This is a genomic window from Sorangium sp. So ce448 (assembly GCF_051520915.1).
In the GTDB taxonomy this organism is placed as follows: domain Bacteria; phylum Myxococcota_A; class Polyangia; order Polyangiales; family Polyangiaceae; genus Sorangium; species Sorangium cellulosum_B.
On sequence record NZ_CP150343.1, the window covers coordinates 8,135,701 to 8,155,962 of the forward strand.

Genomic DNA, 20,262 nt, shown 5'->3' on the forward strand with positions numbered 1-20,262 from the left:
CTCCGGCAGAAACAGCACAGCGCGCCCGCGCGGCACGCGTCGGAGGATCCTCGGCGAACTCCCGCGCTTCCTCCTCGTCGTCGCGGGCGAGCCGGCGCGAGGACGCCCCGCCATTTTCCATGGCGGAGCGCGCCGGTTTTGGCAACATGGACCGACGCTCGACGCCTCGGAGGCCGCCGCACTGGCCTTCGAAGACCCGCCTATGGCCGATAGTCCACGCTACCTCGTGATCGAGGTCCTGCACGACGGGCCCGAGACGATCCTCTACCGAGCCCGGCGCGAGGAGGACGGCCGGCCGGTGGTGCTCAAGGTCCTGCGGCGCGACCACGCGAGCCCGCGCGCCCTCGGGCGGCTGCGCCACGAATACGACGTCGCCAGGGCGCTCGACTCGACGGCCATCGTCAAGGCCCACGGGATCGAGGCGTTCCGGGATCAGATGACGCTGGTCCTGGAGGACTTCGGCGGCCGCTCGCTCGACCGGCTCATCCAGGGGCCGACGCCGCTCGATCGCTTCTTCCCCCTCGCCCTCCGCCTCTCCGGCGCGCTCGCCGAGCTGCATCGACACCGCGTCATCCACAGGGACATCAAGCCCCAGAACCTGCTCTACAACCCCGACACTGGAGAGGTGAAGATCACCGATCTCGGGATCGCCTGCCTCTCGCCGCGCGAATGCCACGACGTCTCCCACGACGGGCTCATCGCGGGGACGCTGGCGTACATGGCGCCCGAGCAGACGGGCCGGATGAACCGCTCCACCGATGAGCGGACCGACCTGTACTCGCTCGGCGTCACCTTCTACGAGCTGCTGACCGGCGCCTTGCCCTTCCAGGCGAGCGATCCCGTGGAATGGGTGTATTGCCACGTCGCCCTCCGCCCATCCCCGCCCCACGCGCTCGTCCCCTCGATTCCCCCGCAGCTGTCGGCGGTCGTCCTCAAGCTGCTCTCCAAGTCCGCCGAGGATCGCTACCAGAGCGCGCTCGGCCTGCAGCGCGACCTCGACGAGTGCTTCGCCAGGTGGCAGGCGAGCGGGGCGATTCCGCCCTTCCCGCTCGGTGAGCGCGATCTCTCCGATCGGTTCCAGATCCCGCAGCGGCTCTACGGCCGCGAGCGCGAGCTAGGGGCCCTGCTCGCCGCGTTCGAGCGCGTGGTCGCGAGCGGCCGCCCCGAGCTCGTGCTCGTGTCGGGCTACTCGGGTGTCGGCAAGTCGTCGCTCGTGGCCGAGCTACGCGGGCCGGTGGTGCGCGAGCGGGGCTTCTTCCTCTCCGGCAAGTTCGAGCAGCTCAGGCGCGACGTCCCTTACCACGCCTTCCTCCAGGCGTTCCGGGCGCTCCTGCGGGAGATCCTGTGCGTGAGCGACGAGGAGCTCGAGCGCTGGCGAGAGCGCCTCCGGGAGGCCGTCGGCGCGACCGGCGCGCTGCTCGCGGGCGTGCTCCCCGAGCTCGCGCTGCTCCTCGGCCCGCAGCCGCCCGCGCCGGAGCTCCCGGGCGCCGAGGCCCGGCACCGCTTCCACGCGGCGCTCCAGCGCTTCGTCGCGGCGTGCGTCCAGAAGGAGCACCCCGTGGTGCTCTTCCTCGACGATCTCCAGTGGGCCGACGCCGGCAGCCTCCAGCTGCTCGAGCAGCTCATCACCTACACCGAGACCGAGCACCTCCTGCTCCTCGGCGCTTACCGCGACAACGAGGTCGGCCCGGCGCACCCGCTGCCGCTCATGCTGGCCGACGCGCGGAAGCGCGGCGCGACCTTCAGCGACCTCGTGCTCGCGCCGCTCTCCGCCTCCGACGTCGGGGCGCTCGTCGCGGGGGCGGTCCACGCCGCGGCCGAGCGCGCCGAGCCGCTCTCGCGGCTCGTCCACGAGAAGACCGGCGGCAACCCCTTCTTCGCGATCCAGTTCCTCTTCGAGCTGCACCAGGAAGGGCTCATCACCTTCGACGCGAAGGCGGGCGCCTTTCGCTGGGACATCGCCGCGATCCGCGGCAAGGGCTTCACCGACAACGTCGTCGATCTGATGGTGGGCAAGCTGAAGCGGCTCCCCGTCCCGACGCAGGACGCGCTCAAGCTCGCCGCGTGCCTCGGCGCCAGCCTGGACCTCGACATCCTCGCCCTGGTCGCGAGCCGCCCTGCAGCCGAGCTCGACGAGGCCCTCGCCGAGGCCGTGCGGGAGGGGCTGCTGCTCCGCCGGGGCGCTGGTTATCGCTTCCTCCATGACCGGGTGCAGCAGGCCGCCCACGCGCTCATCCCGGCCGGACAGCTCGCCGAGGTGCACCTCTGCATCGGCCGGCTGCTCCTGAAGGGCCAGCGCGAGGAGGCGCTCTTCGACGTCGTGGGGCACCTCAACCGCGGCGCCGCGCTCCTCCGTTCCCAGGCCGAGCGCGACGATCTCGCCGCGCTGAACCTCCGCGCCGGCAGGAAGGCCAAGGCCGCAGCGGCCTTCCAGTCCGCCGCCGCGCTCTTCGCCGCGGGCCTCTCCCTGCTCGCGCCGGGCTGCTGGGAGGCGCGGCACGAGCTGACCTACGATCTGACCTTCGAGCGCGCGCACGCCGCGTACATCACCGGCGGCTTCGACGAGGCCGAGCGGCTACTGCGAGCGCTGACCGACCACGCGAGGACCGAGGCCGAGCGCGCCGCGGCCGTCGAGCTGGCCATCGCCCTCAGCGTGACCCGCGGGCAGTCCGCCCGCGCGGTGGAGATCGGGCTCTCGTTCCTCCGCTCCTGCGACATCGACCTGTCGATCCCGCTCACCGAAGCGCGGCTCGCGGAGGAGACCGAGGGCGTCTGGCAGGCCCTGGGCGACCGGGCGATCGAGGGCCTGAGCCACCTGCCTCCCATGACGCACCCGACGTGCAAGATCGCGATGAACGTCCTGGCGAGCGTGTCTGTCCCCGCGTACTTCGTGCACCCGAACCTGAACTACCTCGTCGTCGCGCGCATGGTGAAGCTCAGCCTGCAGCACGGCAACGCCGCGAGCTCGCCTCACGCGTATGCGGCCTTCGCGAAGGTGATCGGCCCGAGATACGGCCGATACCAGGAGGGATATCTGTTCGGCAAGCTCGGTCATGACCTGGTGGAGAGGGACAACCTCCTCGCCATGAAGGCCATGGTCTCTTCCTTGTTCGGCAATCTGATCATCTTCTGGAAGCGCCATTACCGAGAGACGACTCCGTACACGCGCGCCGGCTTGAGCGCCGCGATCGAGACCGGCAACCTGAACGACGCGTGCTTCCTCTGCATCTGGGCCCCGCTGTTCCCGCTGCTCGCGGGCGAGCCGCTGGAGGACGTCCTCCGCGAGATCGAGGAGCACCTCCGCTTCGTGCGCAAGACCGGATACGAGTTCGTCTACAACATCCTCCTGAGCGCCCACGCGCTTGTCCAGGCGCTGCGAGGCAGGCCGGCCCGGCTCCCGATGATGGATGGATCCGAGCTGGATCCCCGCGCGTTCGAGGCGCGGCTGCCTCCCGGGGACATGGGCGGCGTGCTCAGCTTCCACTGCAGCCTGAAGGCCCAGGGGCTGTTCCTGCTCGGCTCCCCCGGGGAGGCGTGCGAGGCGACGCGCCGGGTGATCGTCGACAGGCCCTGGAGGAGCGAACCGCACGCGCTCGTGGCGGAGGACTTCTATTATCACGCGCTCGCGCTCGCGGCGCTCGTCGGCGACGGCGATGCGCACGACGCGCGCGGCCCGGACAAGGCGCCGCCGTCCCCGGAGCGGGAGCTGCCGGACGGGCTGCTCGACTGCGAGCGGCAGCTCGGCGAGTGGGCCAGGAACGGCCCCGACAACTACCTCCACAAGCACGCCCTGGTCCGCGCCGAGATCGCCCGGCTCCGCGGGCAGGAACCGGAGGCGGCCCGGCTCTACGAGCAGGCCGCGTCGGCCGCGCGGGAGGGCGGCTTCGTCCAGCACGAGGCCATCGCCTGCGAGCTCGCCGCGGGGTTCTACCGCGCGTGCGGCCTCTTCACGGCCGCCGATGCCCACCTCCAGAAGGCGCGCGCCGCCTACTTCCGCTGGGGCGCCCACGCCAAGGTCGAGCAGCTCGACCAGCGGTATCCCTTCCTCGTCGAGCGAAAGCCGCTCGCCCCCACCGTCACCTTCGCCGTGCGCGCCGAGCAGTTCGACGTCCTCTCCGTCGTCAAGGCCTCTCAGGGCATCTCCGGTGAGCTCAAGCTCCCGCGCCTGCTCGAGATGCTGCTGCGCACGGTGATCGAGCACGCGGGCGCCGAGGAAGGCTACGTGCTCCTGGCCCGAGAAGATCGCCTGTCGACCGCGGCGGCGATCGCCGCGTCCGGGGGCGCCGCGCGGCTGCTCGACGCGGGCGAGGCCGCGGCGGCCCCGCTGCCGCAATCCATCCTCAACTACGTTCGCCGCAGCCACGAGCGCGTGCTGCTCGACGACGCCGCCGGGAGGCACCCTTTCCTCGAAGAGGAGTATTTCACGCGGAAGAAGCCGAGATCGGTGCTGTGCCTGCCCATCGTGCGCCAGGCGCGGCTGCTCGGCGTGCTCTACCTGGAGAACCGGCTCGTGGCGGGGGCGTTCACCCCGGGGCGGCTCGCCGTGCTCGAGCTGCTCGCGTCGCAGTCGGCCATCTCGCTCGAGAACGCCATGCTCTACGCCGATATCGAGCAGGAGAACGCCGAGCGGCGCCGGGCGGAGCGCGAGCTCCGCGAGAGCCAGGCCACGCTGCAGGCCATCATCGACAACTCCGCCGCGTGCATCTTCCTCAAGGACCGCGACGGCCGGCACCTGCTCGCCAACCGCGGGGTGAGCCGCGCCCTCGGCAGGCCGCTCGATCAGATCATCGGAAAGACAAGCGCCGAGCTCCTGCCTGCCGCGCGCGCCGCGGCGCTGGACGCGCACGACCTGCAGGTGCTCGAGAGGGGCGAGCCGCTCGAGTTCGAGGAGGAGATAATCACGGAGGACGGGCCGCACACCTTCCTCTCGCTCAAGTTCCCGCTCGGCGAGGACGTGATGCCCGGCGTGATCTGCGGCGTCTCCACCGACATCACCCAGCGCAAGCGGGCCGAGCTGGCCGAGCGCTTCCTCGCCGAGGCGAGCCGCAAGCTCATGGCCCTCGGCTACGGCGCCACCCTCGACAGCGTCGCGCAGCTCGCCGTGCCCGAGCTGGCCGACCGGTGCGTGGTCGACGTGCGCCTCGACCCGGACGCTCCGGAGCGCACGGCCACCGCGGGCGTGCCCGCCGAGCTCGCAGGGGCGGTGATCGACGCGCTGCAGCCGCTCTCGGCGGCGTCGCTGCAACGCCCCGAGGTGGGCGACGTCCGCGCCGTGCCCCTCCTCGAGCGGCTCGGCGTTCACTCCTTCCTCCGGGCTCCGCTCCTCGCGCGCGACCGGTGCTTCGGCGTCATGACCCTGCTGGCGACCGCGCCACGGCGCCGCTACGGCCCCGCCGACCTGTGGCTGGCCGAGGAGCTGGCGAGCCGCGCCGCCCTCACCCTCGACAACAGCCGCCTGTTCACCGAGGCCCAGGAGGCGATCGAGCGCCGCGACGAGTTCCTCCTCGTCGCCTCGCACGAGCTCAAGACCCCGCTCACCTCGCTCAAGATGCAGGCCCACCTCCTCGCCCGGCTCCTGCCCCGCTTCCAGCGCGCCGAGGTCGCTCCGGAGCGCATCGACGCCGCGATCCAGGTCCTGAGCCGCCAGATCGCGCGCCTCGCCCACCTGGTCAACGAGCTGCTCGACGTCACCCGCCTCAACGCCGGCCGGCTCACCCTCGCGCGCGCCCCCCTCGACCTGGCGGCCCTGACGCGCGAGGTCGTCGAGCGGATGCACCAGCAGCTCACCGACGCCCGCTGCCGCACCCAGCTCGAGCTGGAAGGGCCCGTGGTGGGCGACTGGGATGCTTCTCGCATGGAGCAGGTCCTCATCAACCTCCTGTCCAACGCGATCAAGTACGGCGCGGGGGCCCCCATTCACGTCGTCGTGCGCGGCGAGGGCGATCGCGCGCGGCTCGTCGTCCGCGACCACGGCATCGGCATCGCGCAGGCCGACCAGGCCAGGATCTTCGAGCGCTTCGAGCGCGCCGTCTCCGTCCGCAACTTCGGCGGCCTCGGCCTCGGCCTCTACATCGTGCGGTGGATCGTCACCTCCCACGGCGGCACCATCCGCGTCGAGAGCAAGCCGGGCGCGGGCGCCGCGTTCATCGTCGAGCTCCCCTTGCGCCCGGCCGAGGCGGAGACGGCGGCCGAGGGCGCAGGCCAAGGAGAAGGCGCCCTGCTCCCATCGGCCTAGGCGCTCACCGGATCACGACAGCGCTTCCCGGGCCCATTGCAGGCTCACGCGACGGCGCTGACAGGCGCTTTGCTCCTCTGATAGGGTGGTCGTCCTAGGAGACCGCCATGCCTCGCTTGAACCAGATCATCGCCATCGAGAAGGGCGTCAAGGCCCGCTCCCACCAGCGCCTCACCGAGGCGCACCACGCGCTGCAGAAGCCGGCGTTGCTCTCCGGGATCTCGCGCACCTACCGGTCGAAGGACGAGGAGGGCGAGCAGCTCCCGCCCGAGGCGACGAGGGTGCAGGCCAAGGCCGAGGACATCATCCGGAGCACCGCCGACATCCTGGGCGAGCTCTTCGACGTCACGGCCACCAAGGACTATGCGAACTGCAAGGCCCGCGCGGACGTGGTCGTCGACGGCAAGGTGCTCCTCGCGGGGGCGCCCGTGACTTACCTGCTCTTCCTGGAGAAGCAGCTCGTCGACATGAACACCTTCATCAGGAAGCTGCCGGTGCTCGACGCGTCGGAGAGCTGGACGTTCGATCCCTCCGCGGACTCCTGGGCGACGGAGCCGGTGCAGACGGCGCGGACCAAGAAGATCCCGCGCAACCACGTCAAGGCCGAGGCGACGGACAAACACCCGGCGCAGGTGGAGGTCTATCACGAGGACGTGGTCGTCGGTTACTGGAAGACGGTCAAGTTCTCGGGCGCGCTGCCGGCGCGGCGCATCAACGAGCTGCTCGATCGCGTGGAGAAGCTGCAAAAGGCGGTCAAGTTCGCCCGCGAGGAGGCGAACAACCAGACGGTCGAGGAGCAGAAGGTCGGCGCCGCCGTCCTCGGGTTCCTCTTCGGTACCTGACGCGCGCCTGACGCGCGCCCCCGCGCTTGCGCCGCGGCCGCCGGAGCGATATCGTGGCCGCGGAGTGCAAGTTGAAGCTCAAGCTCAGCTTGATGGGCTCGGCGCCCAAGCGCAGGTTCGAATCCTGCCCCCGCCACCTCATTTTCTCTCGCGGCGGGGTAGCCCAATTTGGAAGAGGCAGCGCTGGCCCGTTCAATGGTCTCAAGCTCTCACTCCAGGCTCGAGCATTCGCCGCCGATCACCCAATCGAACGGGAGGAGGCTTGAATCGTCGGATGCTGGTTCAATTCCAGCCTGGCCAGCCCGCGCCGCGGTGAGGCGTCGCCTCTCCTCGCGCGGCGCCGGGGCGCTCCCGCCCCGGCGCGCGGTCCATGATGGCCGGTAGTTCAATGGCAGAACACGGCGGTGTAAGGACTGACCTTCGACCTTAAACGTGTGGGTGTGCGCAGATGGCGGCAAACCGAGGCCCGGGACTAGGCTACAGTCCCGGGTCTCACCTATTTCAGGGGCCTTCGGGTCGGCGGGCTCGATCGACGACGCCGCGTTTTCCGTCATTGACGGCCGCCGGGCTGGTCGCCTGTGCCGGCGTCATCGCCATGTCGGCGCTCCGTCGGATCCCTCCGGGGACGCGGGCGGGCAGAGGGGGAGCTCGAACCCTTCGGCCACGAGCCCCTTGAACACGGTCGGTCCCGTCCGGCGGAATCCTAGCTTCTCCAGCACCCTGACCGACGCGACGTTCTCGAGCATCGCGTGCGCGACGAGGCGTGAGAGCCGGAGCTCCTCGACCGCGTACCGGATGCACGCGGCGGCCGCCTCCGTCGCGTAGCCTTTGCCCCAGTGCTTGCGGAAGAAGCGGTACCCGAGGTCCGCGACCTCGAGGTCGTCGTGCCACCTGAGGCCGCACCAGCCCAGCTTTTCCGCCGTCGTCCGGTCCGAGACGATGAACCGGCCCATGCGGAAGTCCTCGAACTGGCGCGCGAGCCGCGCGATGATCGCGCGCGCTTCGTCCTCGCACGCGAGCGCGGTATCGCCGGTGTAGCGGACCACTTCGGGATCCGAGTTCAGCTCCATCATGAACGGGACGTCCGACCGCCGGTGGGGGCGGAGGCGCAGGCGGTCCGTCAAGAGGAGGGCGTCTTCGTCGGTGTCGAGGCCGGGCACCGGGCGATCCTACCCGGTCCGCCAGGTGTTCGCCATTTCCTGTCCCGTGCGCGGTCGTCTCCTGATTCTCGCGTCGGTGCTCCGTTCGCGCCATTGCGTGCTCCCATGCGCCAGCTGCTGTCTTTCCACGCGTTCGCCCTGCTCTGCGCTCGATGCCCGCAATACCCCGGCTTCGCATGCGGGCGCGGCCCTCCCCCGGCGCGAGCGCGAATGAACGCCGATCGCTCGACAGGGGTCGCGGCCGTCAACCCCTCTTCAGGGGCTTGGTGAACCGCCCCCATCAACTTAGGATCGCTCCAGACACAGCGGGTTGGCGACTGGAGCCTTCGAGCGCTGGCTGCACCTGGCCACACCCGCGTCGTGGCGTGGCCTGTCGGGTGCCGCATCGACGAATCGCCCTGACTTTTCGTGCCGGCAATTGGTGGGACTCTCATCGAGAAGTCGGTGCGGGGCACGGGCGGAGATCCGTCCCGGAGTCGGCCTTCGCCCGATTCATTCGCCTGCTGGGCTCCACCTCATCTGAACGCGGCTGTCTGCGGGATCGAGCGCATTGAAGCTCGGAATCGATAGAAAGGCGGAGTCACATGCGAAAGTATCGAGCGAGTGCGGTTTCTGCTGGAATCCTCGCCGGGTTTGCCGGGGTGATGGCCACCGCAGGCGCGAGCTGGGCCGGCGATTCGCGGGACGTCAAGGCGGAGGCCGGGGCGTCCGACGAGGTCGGGCATCACGTGCCCGGCAAGGGCAAGGGGTTCGTGGGACAGCAGTATCAGCAGTATCAGAAGGGGGAGCGTGGTCCCCAGGGGCCCATGGGGCAGCGGGGGCCCGCTGGGCCGCAGGGCGAGCGCGGTCCGCAGGGTCCGCAGGGGCCCAAGGGCGAGCGCGGCGAGCCCGGTCCGCAGGGGCAGGCAGGCACCGCGGGTCTCATCGGCCCCCAGGGCTTCCAGGGCCTCAAGGGCGTCGACGGCGCGCGCGGTCCGCAGGGTCCGCAGGGGCCCAAGGGCGAGCGCGGCGAGCCCGGCCCGCAGGGGCAGGCAGGCACCGCGGGGCTCATCGGCCCCCAGGGTTTCCAGGGCCTCAAGGGCGTCGACGGCGCGCGCGGTCCGCAGGGTCCGCAGGGGCCCAAGGGCGAGCGCGGCGAGCCCGGTCCGCAGGGGCAGGCAGGCACCGCGGGGCTCATCGGCCCCCAGGGCCTCCAGGGCTTCAAGGGCGTCGACGGCGCGCGCGGTCCGCAGGGACCCATGGGACCCAAGGGCGAGATGGGTCCTCAGGGGCCGGCGGGGCACACCGGCCTCCAGGGCCTCAAGGGCGTCGACGGCGCGCGCGGTCCGCAGGGTCCGCAGGGGCCCAAGGGCGAGCGCGGCGAGCCCGGCCCGCAGGGGCAGGCAGGCACCGCGGGGCTCATCGGTCCCCAGGGCCTCCAGGGCTTCAAGGGCGTCGACGGCGCGCGCGGTCCGCAGGGACCCGCGGGACCCATGGGGCCCAAGGGCGAGATGGGTCCTCAGGGACCGGCGGGGCAGATCGGTTCTCAGGGCTTCAAGGGCGCTGACGGCGCGCGTGGTCCGCAGGGGCAGGCAGGGCCCAAGGGCGAGATGGGCCCTCAGGGGCTGGCGGGGCACATCGGTCCTCAGGGCCTCAAGGGCGCTGACGGCGCGCGTGGTCCGCAGGGGCAGGTAGGGCCCAAGGGCGAGATGGGTCCGCAGGGGCCCATGGGACCCAAGGGCGAGATCGGTCCTCAGGGGCCCATGGGACCCAAGGGCGAGATCGGTCCTCAGGGCCTCAAGGGCGTCGACGGCGCGCGCGGTCCGCAGGGGCCGGCGGGGCCCAAGGGCGAGCGTGGCGAGCCTGGCCCCCAGGGCCTCGCAGGGCACGTCGGTCCTCAGGGCCTCCAGGGCTTCAAGGGCGTCGACGGCGCTCAGGGCCTCAAGGGCGCTGACGGCGCGCGTGGTCCTCAGGGTCCCGCTGGACCCAAGGGCGAGATCGGTCTCCAGGGACCGGTCGGACCCAAGGGCGAGGTCGGTCCCCAGGGGCCGGCCGGACCCAAGGGCGAGCGCGGCGAGCGCGGCCCCGCGGGCATCGTCGGTCCTCAGGGCCTCCAGGGCCTCAAGGGCGCTGACGGCGCTCACGGCCTCAAGGGCGCCGACGGCGCTCAGGGCCTCAAGGGCGCCGACGGCGCGCGCGGTCCGCAGGGTCCCGCTGGACCCAAGGGCGAGGTCGGTCCCCAGGGGCCGGCCGGACCCAAGGGCGAGCGCGGCGAGCGCGGCCCCGCGGGCATCGTCGGTCCTCAGGGCCTCCAGGGCCTCCAGGGCCTCCAGGGCCTCAAGGGCGTCGACGGTGCTCACGGCCTCAAGGGCGCCGACGGCGCTCAGGGCCTCAAGGGCGCCGACGGCGCGCGCGGTCCGCAGGGTCCCGCTGGACCCAAGGGCGAGGTCGGTCCCCAGGGGCCGGCCGGACCCAAGGGCGAGCGCGGCGAGCGCGGCCCCGCGGGCATCGTCGGTCCTCAGGGTCTCCAGGGCCTCCAGGGCCTCAAGGGCGTCGACGGCTCTCACGGCCTCAAGGGCGCCGACGGCGCGCGCGGTCCTCAGGGCCTCGCTGGACCCAAGGGCGAGCGTGGCCCCCAGGGGCCGGCCGGAACGCCTGGGCTCGTGAAGATCCACGTGGTCTCCGTGACGCGCGAGGCGTCGCCCACGAGCGCGTTCGTCAACGTCAAGGCGCTCTGCGACGCGGGTGAAGTCGTGATCAGCGGCGGATTCTCGGTCTCGGGCGGCGCCCAGGCGACGAGCAGGGTGGTCGAGAACTCGCCGTTCGACCCCACCGAAGGCCGCGCGGGCTGGACGTCGACCGCCGTGTTCGAGAGCGGCTACGGCAAGAAGGCGCAGACGGTGTCGCTGACCACCTTCGCCGTGTGCGCCGAGCTGTCCGAGCGCTGATCCCGAAAGACCGGCAGGCCGTGCTCGCGTGAGCACGAGCCCATCTCCCGAGCAGCTGTCCCCCGCCCGTCCACCGTGACCGCGAGGGCGGGGGACAGCTGGCTCCTCACCTCACCGGTGCTCCCCACACGCCGCACGCCGCACGCCGCACGCCGCACCGCAGCGCACCGTGCAATCGCCGCACAGCCCCCGACCTCCCGCCACGCCTGCACAGACCACCGAGGTCCGCCCGTGGTCCCCGGGAGCAGGGCAAGCGACGCCGCCGGGCCCAGTCGCAGCCCTCCCCTGAATCCCTCACACCGCCGGATCAGCAGCCCGTGTTCACCAGGGACACCATCAAACGCACATTTGCCCACAAGAGACGACACCCCTCGCCGGCGCGGCATCGGGGGTGCAGATGTCCCGCCGGCACGCGTGAGGCAGCTTGCACGCTTTTCGCATGAATTCCTGGCCGGTGGCCTGCGTGAACATCGGACTCTTCCATGCTCCGAAAAAAGTGCGCGGTTTCCGGCATTCCTGCCGGAATGTCGGCGCGGCATCGCTGCTGTCCTGCATCAGGGAGAGCCGCCATGGCACGCACGTGAAGCCGCCGCGACGCTCTTTGTCACAGCTGTTGCCATCTGCCACAGGCGCGATTGCACGTAGTCAGCGGACGGGCCGATGAAGACATCCCCTCACGTCAATCCAGCGGTACCCAGCATATCGAGGAGACACACCGAGAATTCTCCTCACTCCGTAGATGCTGTGGTAATTTGCCCCCCTCGGGACGCGGACACGAAGGAGGGGTTTCTCTCAGGTCGGACCACATGCGCCCGAAGCGCACCCCAGAGGGGAACCATGAGCATCGATTACGATATGAAGACCACCGAGCATGCGACGATGACCGGAGCACGCCACAACCGCCTCGTGATCGCACACGTACTGAACTCCTTCCAGGTGGGCGGCGCCGAGCAGGTCGTGGTGGATCTGGCCGGGCTGCAGCGCGCCGCGGGACATGAGGTCATGGTCGTGGGCATCGAGACGAACCCCGACGGGCCGCGCGCGGCGCAGCTCCGGGAGCGCGGCGTCGCGGTGCACATGCTGCCGAAGCGCTCCGGCTTCGACCTCAAGCTCCCCGGGAAGCTCGCGGCGTTCTTCGCCAAGCACGGTGTCTCGATCGTGCACTCGCACAATCAGCTGCCGCTCATCTACGCCACGGCCGCGGGCCGGCTGCACCGTGTGCCTGTGTGCCACACGCTGCACGGCGCCATGTTCGATCAGGGGCGCAGGGCGTGGCTGCGGCACATGGCCGCCAGGCTCGCCGACGCGCACGTGGCCGTGTCGCAGTCCACGGCCGACTTCATGCTGAAGCACAAAGAGGTGCCGAGCTCGAAGCTTCATGTGGTCTTGAATGGAATCGACCTCTCCCGTTTCAGGCCGGACGCCGCGGCCCGGCACCGCATCCGGGCCGAGCTCGGGATCCCCCAGGACGCGTGGGTCGCCGGGGCCGTCGGGCGCCTGTCGCAGGTCAAGAACCACGCGCTCCTGCTCCGCGCCGCCGCCGCCGCGGGGATCCTGTCGGGCGACGCGGACAACGCGCGCCTCCTCCTTGTCGGAGACGGGCCGGAAGCCGCCTCGCTGCGCGCCCTCGCCGAAGAGCTCGGCATCAGCGAACGCGTCGTCTTCGCAGGCGAACGGCACGACGTGCCGGGGCTGCTCGCCGCGAGCGACGTCTTCGTCCTGTCGTCGAAGTCCGAGGGTCTGCCGCTCTCCATGGTGGAGGCCATGGCCACGGGGTTGCCGGTGGTCTCGACCGCCGTGGGTGGCATCCCTGCCCTGATCGCCGACGGGGAGACGGGCTTCCTCGTGCCGTCGGACGACGAGGGCGCGCTCGCCGAGAAGCTCGCCGCGCTCAAGGGGGATCCCCTGCAGTCCGCGGCGATGGGCAAGCGCGGAAGGAAGCTCGCGCTGCGGCGCTACTCGGCCGAACGCATGATGGCGAGCTACATGGATATCTACGAGACCCTGCTCGCCCGGCGCGAGTCGGAGCGGCGAGGCGTGCTGCGGCCGAGCGAGCTGCTCGCAGGCCTGAACGCATAACCCGGCGAGCTGCTCGCAGGCTCGCCCCCCATCACCCGGCGAGCTGCTCGCAGGCTCGCCCCACGATCCACACAGCCAGATCGAGACGCAAACGGCGCGGCAAGCGCGCCGCCCGCCGCCGGGGGCAGGCCGTCGCTGCCTCCGGCTCGCTTCACGGAGCGCGAGGGATCGTCGAGCGCGCGCGCGCGTTCGTCGCGAGCGACGGCGGCGACGAGAGCGCCGCCGCCCGGGAAAGCCGCGCGTCGGGACGAGCCGAAGGCGGCCGTTCGTCCAGCGCGCCGAGGTCGCGCAGGTCCGTCGCCGGCGCCAGCGTGCTCCGGGGCGGCGGCACCAGCGTGCTCCGGGGCGGCGGCGCCAGCGTGCTCCGGGATGGCGCGAGCGCGAGCGCGGCATGCGCCTCGCGCACGGCGGCCAGCATCGACCGCGCATCCGGCCAGCGATCCGCCTGCGCGAACTCGAGCGCGCGGTCCACCACCCGCACCACGGCCGGAAGCATCGACGGCGCGATCCGCGCGAGCGACGGAATCGGGCAGGTCATCCTCAGAAAGAAGAGCTCGTTGACGGTCGGCGCCTCCTGCACGTAGCGGTCCGTCAGCAGCGAGAACATCGTCGCGCCCAGCGCCCAGAGGTCCGTCCGCGCATCGACGAGATCCCAGCGCGCGCGGGCCTGCTCGGGCGGCATGTACGCCGGCGTGCCCATCGCGCGGAGCCCCACGAGGGAGGTTTGCCCCGAGGGGGCCCGCAGCCGCGCGATGCCAAAATCGAGGATCTTCACCCCGCGCTCTCGCGTGAGGAAGATGTTGTCGGGCTTCAGATCCCGGTGAACGACGCCCCGCGCGTGCGCGGCCGCGAGCACCTCCAGGATCTGCTCGCTCACCCAGAGGACCTCGGCCGGCGGGAGCGCGCCCCTCTGCGCCTTCCAGCGCTGGAGGAGGCTCTCTCCCTCGAGGAGCTCCATCACGAGGAACGGCGACCCATCCTCGGTCACGTCGTCCGCGATCACCGCGGCGACCCCAGGGTGATCGACGGTCTGCGCGATGGCCTTCTCGCGGAGAAACCGCGCGCGATCGCCACGATCCCTCGCCCGCTCGGGGTGCAGCAGCTTGATCGCGACCCGCTGGCCTTTCCGGTGCGTCGCGGCATACACGGCCGCCATCCCGCCGAGGCCGATCAGCGCGTCCAGCCGCCACGCGCCGTTGAGCGACGTTCCCACCAGCGCCTGCGCTCTCTGGACGCGCGTGACATTCTCGAACTCCATCGCTGGTCCTCTCCGTACCTCGAGCCAACGGCTCTCCCGGCGCTCGCGGCGCGAGAGAGCCACTCTGCTCTGCGTTTCCCGTGTCCCGGCGGCGGCGCTACGATCGAATCCGCGCTCCACGACGGCAGGCCCGGGTTGCAGCGCGTCGGCACCGCGATCCGCCCGGCCGTCCTGCGCCACCGACAGAGGAGCCGCATGGGGTGGGCGGTATCCAGCAACACGTCATTTCATGGAAAAGTTCAGCAAAACCCGAGCCACGCCGGCGCACCTGGAGCGCCGCGGTGAACGCGCGGCCGCGTGGGGCGAATCGCCCCCCTGCGGCAAGATGCCCCGACCCTCGTGGCCTCGCCCGGCCTCCGCTTCATCCTCATGAGGCCGCCTTCGAATGTGATCGGATGTGCTCGGAATCATGGGGCCGCAATCGGACAGGAACGGATGTGCTCGGACGTGGCCTCCTGTCCTCTGCGCCGGGCCCGCTCGCGAGGGCGTGGGCTCAGTGGAGGCCCTTCATCGTCGGGTCACCCAGCTTGAACGCCGCCAGCGCTTGCCGGATGAAGGTGGGCACCGAGAGGTAGCTCTCGAGCGCGCCGCAAGCGCGGTTCGAGGAGCACGTGCACCTGTAGAAATCGCTGAAATCGTCGTCGTCCGCGTCGGCGTCCGCCTTGCAGCCGTCCACGCCTTCCCGCAGGACCTCGCCGTCGTCCGCGATGGCGGCGATCGTCGGATCCCACCGCACGATCGGCTGCCCGGTCTCCGGGTTCGGCTTCACCTTGTGCCAGTCCGCCTTGCCGTCGCCGTCGAGGTCGGGCCCCGGCTCGGTGACATACGCCTTCGCCAGGAGCTCATTGCCGTACTCCAGGACGCGCGCGCCGATGCCCTTCTGCACGACCTTGCCAAAGACGGTCTCGGTCCCGTAGGCCTTCGCCACGAACACCTTCCCGGACGGGTGGTGGAGCTCGATCCGGTCCGGGAAGCCGGGATCGGTGTCTGACCCGGCCTCCCAGACGTGCATCATGTCCAGCCACTTCTGCTTCTGGTTCTCGGGCAGGTAGAGCAGGGTCCACGCGATGAGGAACTTCTGCTGCTCCCAGCCGATCTGCGGGTCGAGGATGGCGACCTTGGCCGGGGCCCGCGGGTTCCACGGCGCGCTGTCGGGCGCGCCATAGGAGCTGCAGACGATGCTCCCGGCCGCGGGGAAGCAGCTCTCCGGCCCGCTCTCGGCCCACCACGAGGTCCAGCCGAGCGCGCCGGCCGGATACCCGCTCGCGTCCCGGACCGGCCGGCCGCGCTGGTCCGCCTCGACGCGCACGCCCTTGAGGGCGTCGTCGCCCGTGAGGTTGTTGGCGAGCCAGCGGCGGTATCCCTCCGGGAAGACGTCGGCGAGCGAGACCGCCCGGTAGCGCGCGTCGAGGAAGTCGTGCCGCGAGTCGCTGATGAAGTTGTCGACCGACTCGGTCATCAGCATCGACACCCAGGCCTTGTCGTAATAGGCACCGGCGTTCATCGTGTACGACGAGTCGTACTCGCCCTTGTCCTCCGCGAGCGCGTTCTCGAGCGGCTTGCCCCCGACGGCGATGTCACCGAAATAGCCTGTCGCGCCGTTCGGGACGACCACCAGCGGTTCGCCTGGATCGCCGAAGACGTCGCTCGCTGACCGGAGGACGTTGTCCCCGTCCGGCAGGAAGTGGTCACCCGGCTGCGGGCGCGCCATCTGGAGCGAGAAGTGATCGAACGCGATCCCGGCCGCCAGGGTGTTCTCCTTGAAGAGGCTGTTCGCGGCCTGGACCCAGAACGTGTCGAAATCGTAGCCGTGGTCCAGCGCGAACTCGCGGTAGATGTTCATGATGAGCCCGAGGCCCTTCGCGCCGTCGCGCATCTTCGCGTTGTACCGGTTCAGGGTGCGCTCCGACGCCGCGCGCACGCTGAAGGCCTGCCGGCCGCGGCGGTAGTTGTCGAAGATGTGGTTCACCTCCTGCTGCGTGACGAAGAAATTGAAGAGCTCGTAGGCGTCCGCGCCGTTGTCGTGCCGGTACACGCTCAGGTTGCCGAGGTCGGCCCACCGGTCGGTCGCGAAGCCGTAGGGCAGGCGGGTCCGCCCCGCCGGGTCCACCGCGGGCCCCTTCACGTCCTTCGGCGTCTCCAGCGCGCGCCAGGTGACATAATCGACCTTCTGCTGCCGGCACCGCGTGGTCTTGCCGCCGATCGACACGAGCAGGCCGTCGAGCAAGGGGTGCCAGGCGCCGTCCAGCTCCTCGTCCCAGTCCGAGGGCACGAACGCGCTCGGGTCGACCTCGACGCAGCTGCGCGGCGCGATCAGCTCGTACTTGCTCTGCAGCTCGGAGTAATGGATGTCGTCGTCGTCGTACTCGGGCTGGATGCCGAGGATGCCGCCGAAATCGTCGATCTTCGCGAGCACGCCCTTGCCGCGCGGGGTGGTCGCCTTGTAGCTCGGGTCGGCGTGCACGGCGACGGCATCGCCGTAGAACAGGCGGGTCGCGGCGAAATCATAGGCGCCGAGCCCGATGAGGTCCTGCGTGGGCTCGCCGGCATAATCCATCGTCGACGACTGCATGAACATCCAGATCAGGTTCTTGCGCTCGTTCTCGGTGACGGGGTCGTAATACCTCGGCCCGACGCAGGCCTCGCCGTCCTCCGAGAGCGTCTCGCACCGCGTCTTCACCCGTCCATTGCTCGTGCGAAGCTGCCAGTACTGCGGCCGGTAGCCCCAGGCGTCGGAGGAGCTCACGAAATTGTGCCGCAGCCCGACGGAGTGGCCCATCTCGTGGAGGATCACCGAGGTGTGCGCCCGCTGCGCGAGGTAGCGCCGCATGGCCTCGGCGCGCCGCGCCTTCTGCGCGGCGTCCCCCTCGCCGAACCGCCCGTGCTTGCTCGCGAATTTCTCCTCGAGGAGGTCCGCCAGGTCGGCGGTCGCGAGCGGCGCCGGCGCCTCGTGCATCACGCACGCGCCGCGCTCGGCGAGCGCGATCTCCTTCAGGTTCGCGAGCTCGCGCCGCACGCTCGGGTTCGCCCCTCGGAGCGGCGAGGCGAAGCGCATCACCTCGTCCGTGAGCGGCAGCCCCTCGACGCCGGTGAGCTGCTGGATCGCCTTCGTCGTGAGCTCGGCCTCGAGCTCGGAGCCCGCCGCGGCCCTGCGGCGCGCCTCGTAGACCCCGCGCATGCTGTCGGGCGCCGTGGCGTCGGCCGCGATGCCGCGCACCTCCTTCGAGAGCCGCCGGAGGCTCTCGCGCAGCGCCGGGTTCTGCGCCATCTGGCCCGTGCCCTCGGAGACGGACGCCCCGTCCACCCCGGCGGACCGGGCGATCCGCCGCCCGAGCTCCTCCCGCGTCAGCCGCGGCAGCGCGCCGCCCCTCGACGCGCCCTCGCTCGCCTGCGCCCAGTCCCGCACGTAATCGCCGTCGGTCACGTCTTCGGTCTTGAGCTCTCCCTTGATGTAGCGGGCCGTGTCCACGACGCCCTGGCTCCAGATGTCGCTGACGTGCGTCCAGACATTGATGCTCGCCGCGACCTTCTCGCCGGTGAGCGGGTCTTCCGAGTCGCTGTAGATGCCCCAGGCGGAGGGCGATTGCGGCGCCTCGAAGTTGTTGATCTGGTGATAGCGCAGGTCGCCGATCCGCGCGTTCAGCGCCTCGCGGCACGCCCTCATCAGCGCGGGGTCCCGCCCTGCTTCCTTGCGGCGCTCGTCGCTGCACATCCTGGCGGTCACGCCCTCCGGGAGCCGCGGACCGCCGCACGCCTCGGGGTCGTCCGCCTCGACGGGGCTGTGACAGAGCACGATCATCTCGGGCATCTTCGCGAGCGCGATGACGCCCCTGGAGTACCCGCGCCGCGCGCCGATCTCGTCGGCGAGGGCCTCGCAGGCTTGCCCCTCGCGCGCCGCGCCGCGCCGGCACGCGTCGACCTCGCGCGAGAGCGCGATGGCGTCGGCGTCATCGTCCATCTGTCCGTCGTAGACAGGGAACACCTCGCCGCAGCGCGCCGCGTCCCCTTGCGTGCGGACGCACTCGGCGTACTTGGCGGTGACGACGGCGCTGCGCAGGGCGACGTCCCACTCGTGGGCCGCCATGTCCGTGGCGACGAAATAGTCGGGGTTGCTGTCCGAGGTCACGTACCACGCCTGCGGCACGGCCTCGCGCCGCTGGTAGGGCAGGGTGCACCGTTGCTTGAAGGTGTCGCACCGCGACCCGGGCCCCACCGCCTCCATCCCCCCATCCCGTGCCATCGAGGCCCCGGTGACGGCCTCGCACTCGTCCTCGGTCCCGTTCCGGTCCTGGTCGCGGTGCGGATCTGCGCCGGCGGGGGTGGTCTCGGGCGTGAAGCACGGGATCTCGCCCGTCATGCTCTCCGGATCGTCGTAGTAGTGGCTGCGTTCCCAGATGTTGTAACGGGAGATCATGCGGTGCCACTTGGCGTCGCTCATGCCGTAGTTGCGGGCGTAGCCGAAGCGCTCTCGCACGAAGGCGCCGAACGCCCGGAACCGGTAGCCGTCCCACTCGGCCGGCTCGTAGTCCCGATCGACGACGCGCCGGAACGACTGCCGGAGGGTGATCTCGACGGGGTTGCACGATCCGACCGGCGCGGTGCCGCCCGCGAAGTCCGTGTCGAGCATGCAGGCCGGGAAGCTGTCGATGCCCCACCCGAGGTGGCTGAGATCGACGAGCTGAGGCACCGCGAAGGCCTTGTTGGTGACGTCGAAATACCCCTCCTCGGCGTCGAAATGGGGCGCGTCGGGGTGGCTCGGGTCGCTGACGTAGTAGGAGAGCGGCTCGTACTGCACGCCGCCGTAGACGCCGATGAGCGACAGCGTGTCGAAGTCGTAGGAGTCGACGTTCAGGTTCTTCGACCAGTCGACCCGCATGTACTCGCGCTGATACCATGGACGGTCGGTCGTATTTTCGACGACGACGTTGCTCTCTTCCCCCGTCGCTCGGTTGTAATCGCGCTGGACGTCGAAGTGGGAGAGGATCTTGTAGGCGACGACCACGACGCCATCGTCCGTGGCGGCGCCGGCGCCCTTGCCGTCGCTGTCGTTCACGCGCTCGTAGGTGAGGCGCCCGAGCAGGAGGTCTTCCTGGATGATCCACTTGATGCGCGCGACGTCGGCCTGAGCGTACGAGGAGGAGAAGAGCCCGTCCTGCGAGGCGCCGTAGCCCACGTCGACCACCGTGGTCCGCGCCCAGAACTCGGGATCGTCCTCCCTGCTCTGCAGATCGGCGCCGACGAAGAACGATTTCGCCAGCGCGTTCGCCTGAACCTGGCTGATGGCCGGCCGCTCCTCGGCGCAGCCCGCGATCGAGCACACCGCTGCCGCGAGCAATGCCTGTCTCACAATCCACCTCATCGCAGAGTCCTCCTCTGGCAGCTCGGTCCCGAGCGCGCATGCCCCCATGAGAACCTCGACCCGAGTCGCCGCGACGACCGCCCCGGTCGCGCGGGGGGCGTGCCTGCTCGCCCTCGCCGGCACCGCGGCATACCACGTACCACGCGCGCCACCCCCTCGCCATTCCTGGCCAATGCGCGGGCATTCAATGCCTTTTCGGCCTCGCGCCCGGCTCCCCGCGCGGCCGCGCTGCGCCGCCGGGCGTTAGGGGATTGACGGCCGCGGCCGCCTTTACCGAGCCTCGCCGGACGGGGACGGAAATGGCCTGTTCCAATCGGCCAGCGGCTCGGCTGTTCCAGTCGTTCGCCGTAGGCCCCCGGAGGCGCGGCGCGAGCTTCGCTCCCGTCGCCCCCTCGCCTCGCT

General features: G+C 70.9%; 7 protein-coding genes. 4 read left to right on the forward strand and 3 right to left on the reverse strand.

Annotated elements, in window-relative coordinates; genetic code table 11:
* The first annotated feature begins 202 nt into the window (after nt 1–202).
* Nucleotides 203–6,235, forward strand: a complete 6,033-nt coding sequence (locus tag WMF45_RS30605; protein WP_437708524.1) for an AAA family ATPase — start codon at nt 203–205, stop codon at nt 6,233–6,235.
* A 107-nt stretch (nt 6,236–6,342) separates the two neighbouring features.
* Nucleotides 6,343–7,077, forward strand: coding sequence for a DUF7873 family protein (locus WMF45_RS30610; RefSeq protein ID WP_437708526.1), 735 nt, complete (start codon nt 6,343–6,345; stop codon nt 7,075–7,077).
* Nucleotides 7,078–7,664: 587 nt separating this feature from the next.
* On the opposite strand, the gene WMF45_RS30615 is transcribed toward WMF45_RS30610, so the two are convergent.
* Entirely contained in the window at nt 7,665–8,237 is a 573-nt protein-coding gene (locus WMF45_RS30615) for a GNAT family N-acetyltransferase (protein ID WP_437708528.1), read from the reverse strand.
* A 584-nt stretch (nt 8,238–8,821) separates the two neighbouring features.
* On the opposite strand from WMF45_RS30615, the gene WMF45_RS30620 reads away from it, so the two are divergent.
* Both WMF45_RS30620 and WMF45_RS30625 read left to right on the forward strand, forming a co-directional pair.
* Nucleotides 8,822–11,164, forward strand: a complete 2,343-nt coding sequence (locus WMF45_RS30620) for a collagen-like triple helix repeat-containing protein (RefSeq protein ID WP_437708530.1) — start codon at nt 8,822–8,824, stop codon at nt 11,162–11,164.
* A gap of 837 nt (nt 11,165–12,001) precedes the next feature.
* Nucleotides 12,002–13,243, forward strand: a complete 1,242-nt coding sequence (locus WMF45_RS30625; RefSeq protein WP_437708532.1) for a glycosyltransferase — start codon at nt 12,002–12,004, stop codon at nt 13,241–13,243.
* A 151-nt stretch (nt 13,244–13,394) separates the two neighbouring features.
* Here WMF45_RS30625 and WMF45_RS30630 read toward each other — a convergent pair whose 3' ends face one another.
* Both WMF45_RS30630 and WMF45_RS30635 read right to left on the reverse strand, forming a co-directional pair.
* Nucleotides 13,395–14,501, reverse strand: coding sequence for a protein kinase domain-containing protein (locus tag WMF45_RS30630; RefSeq protein WP_437708534.1), 1,107 nt, complete (start codon nt 14,499–14,501; stop codon nt 13,395–13,397).
* A gap of 493 nt (nt 14,502–14,994) precedes the next feature.
* Complete coding sequence (locus WMF45_RS30635) at nt 14,995–19,860, reverse strand: hypothetical protein (RefSeq protein WP_437708536.1); 4,866 nt, start codon at nt 19,858–19,860, stop codon at nt 14,995–14,997.
* Nucleotides 19,861–20,262: the final 402 nt, after the last annotated feature.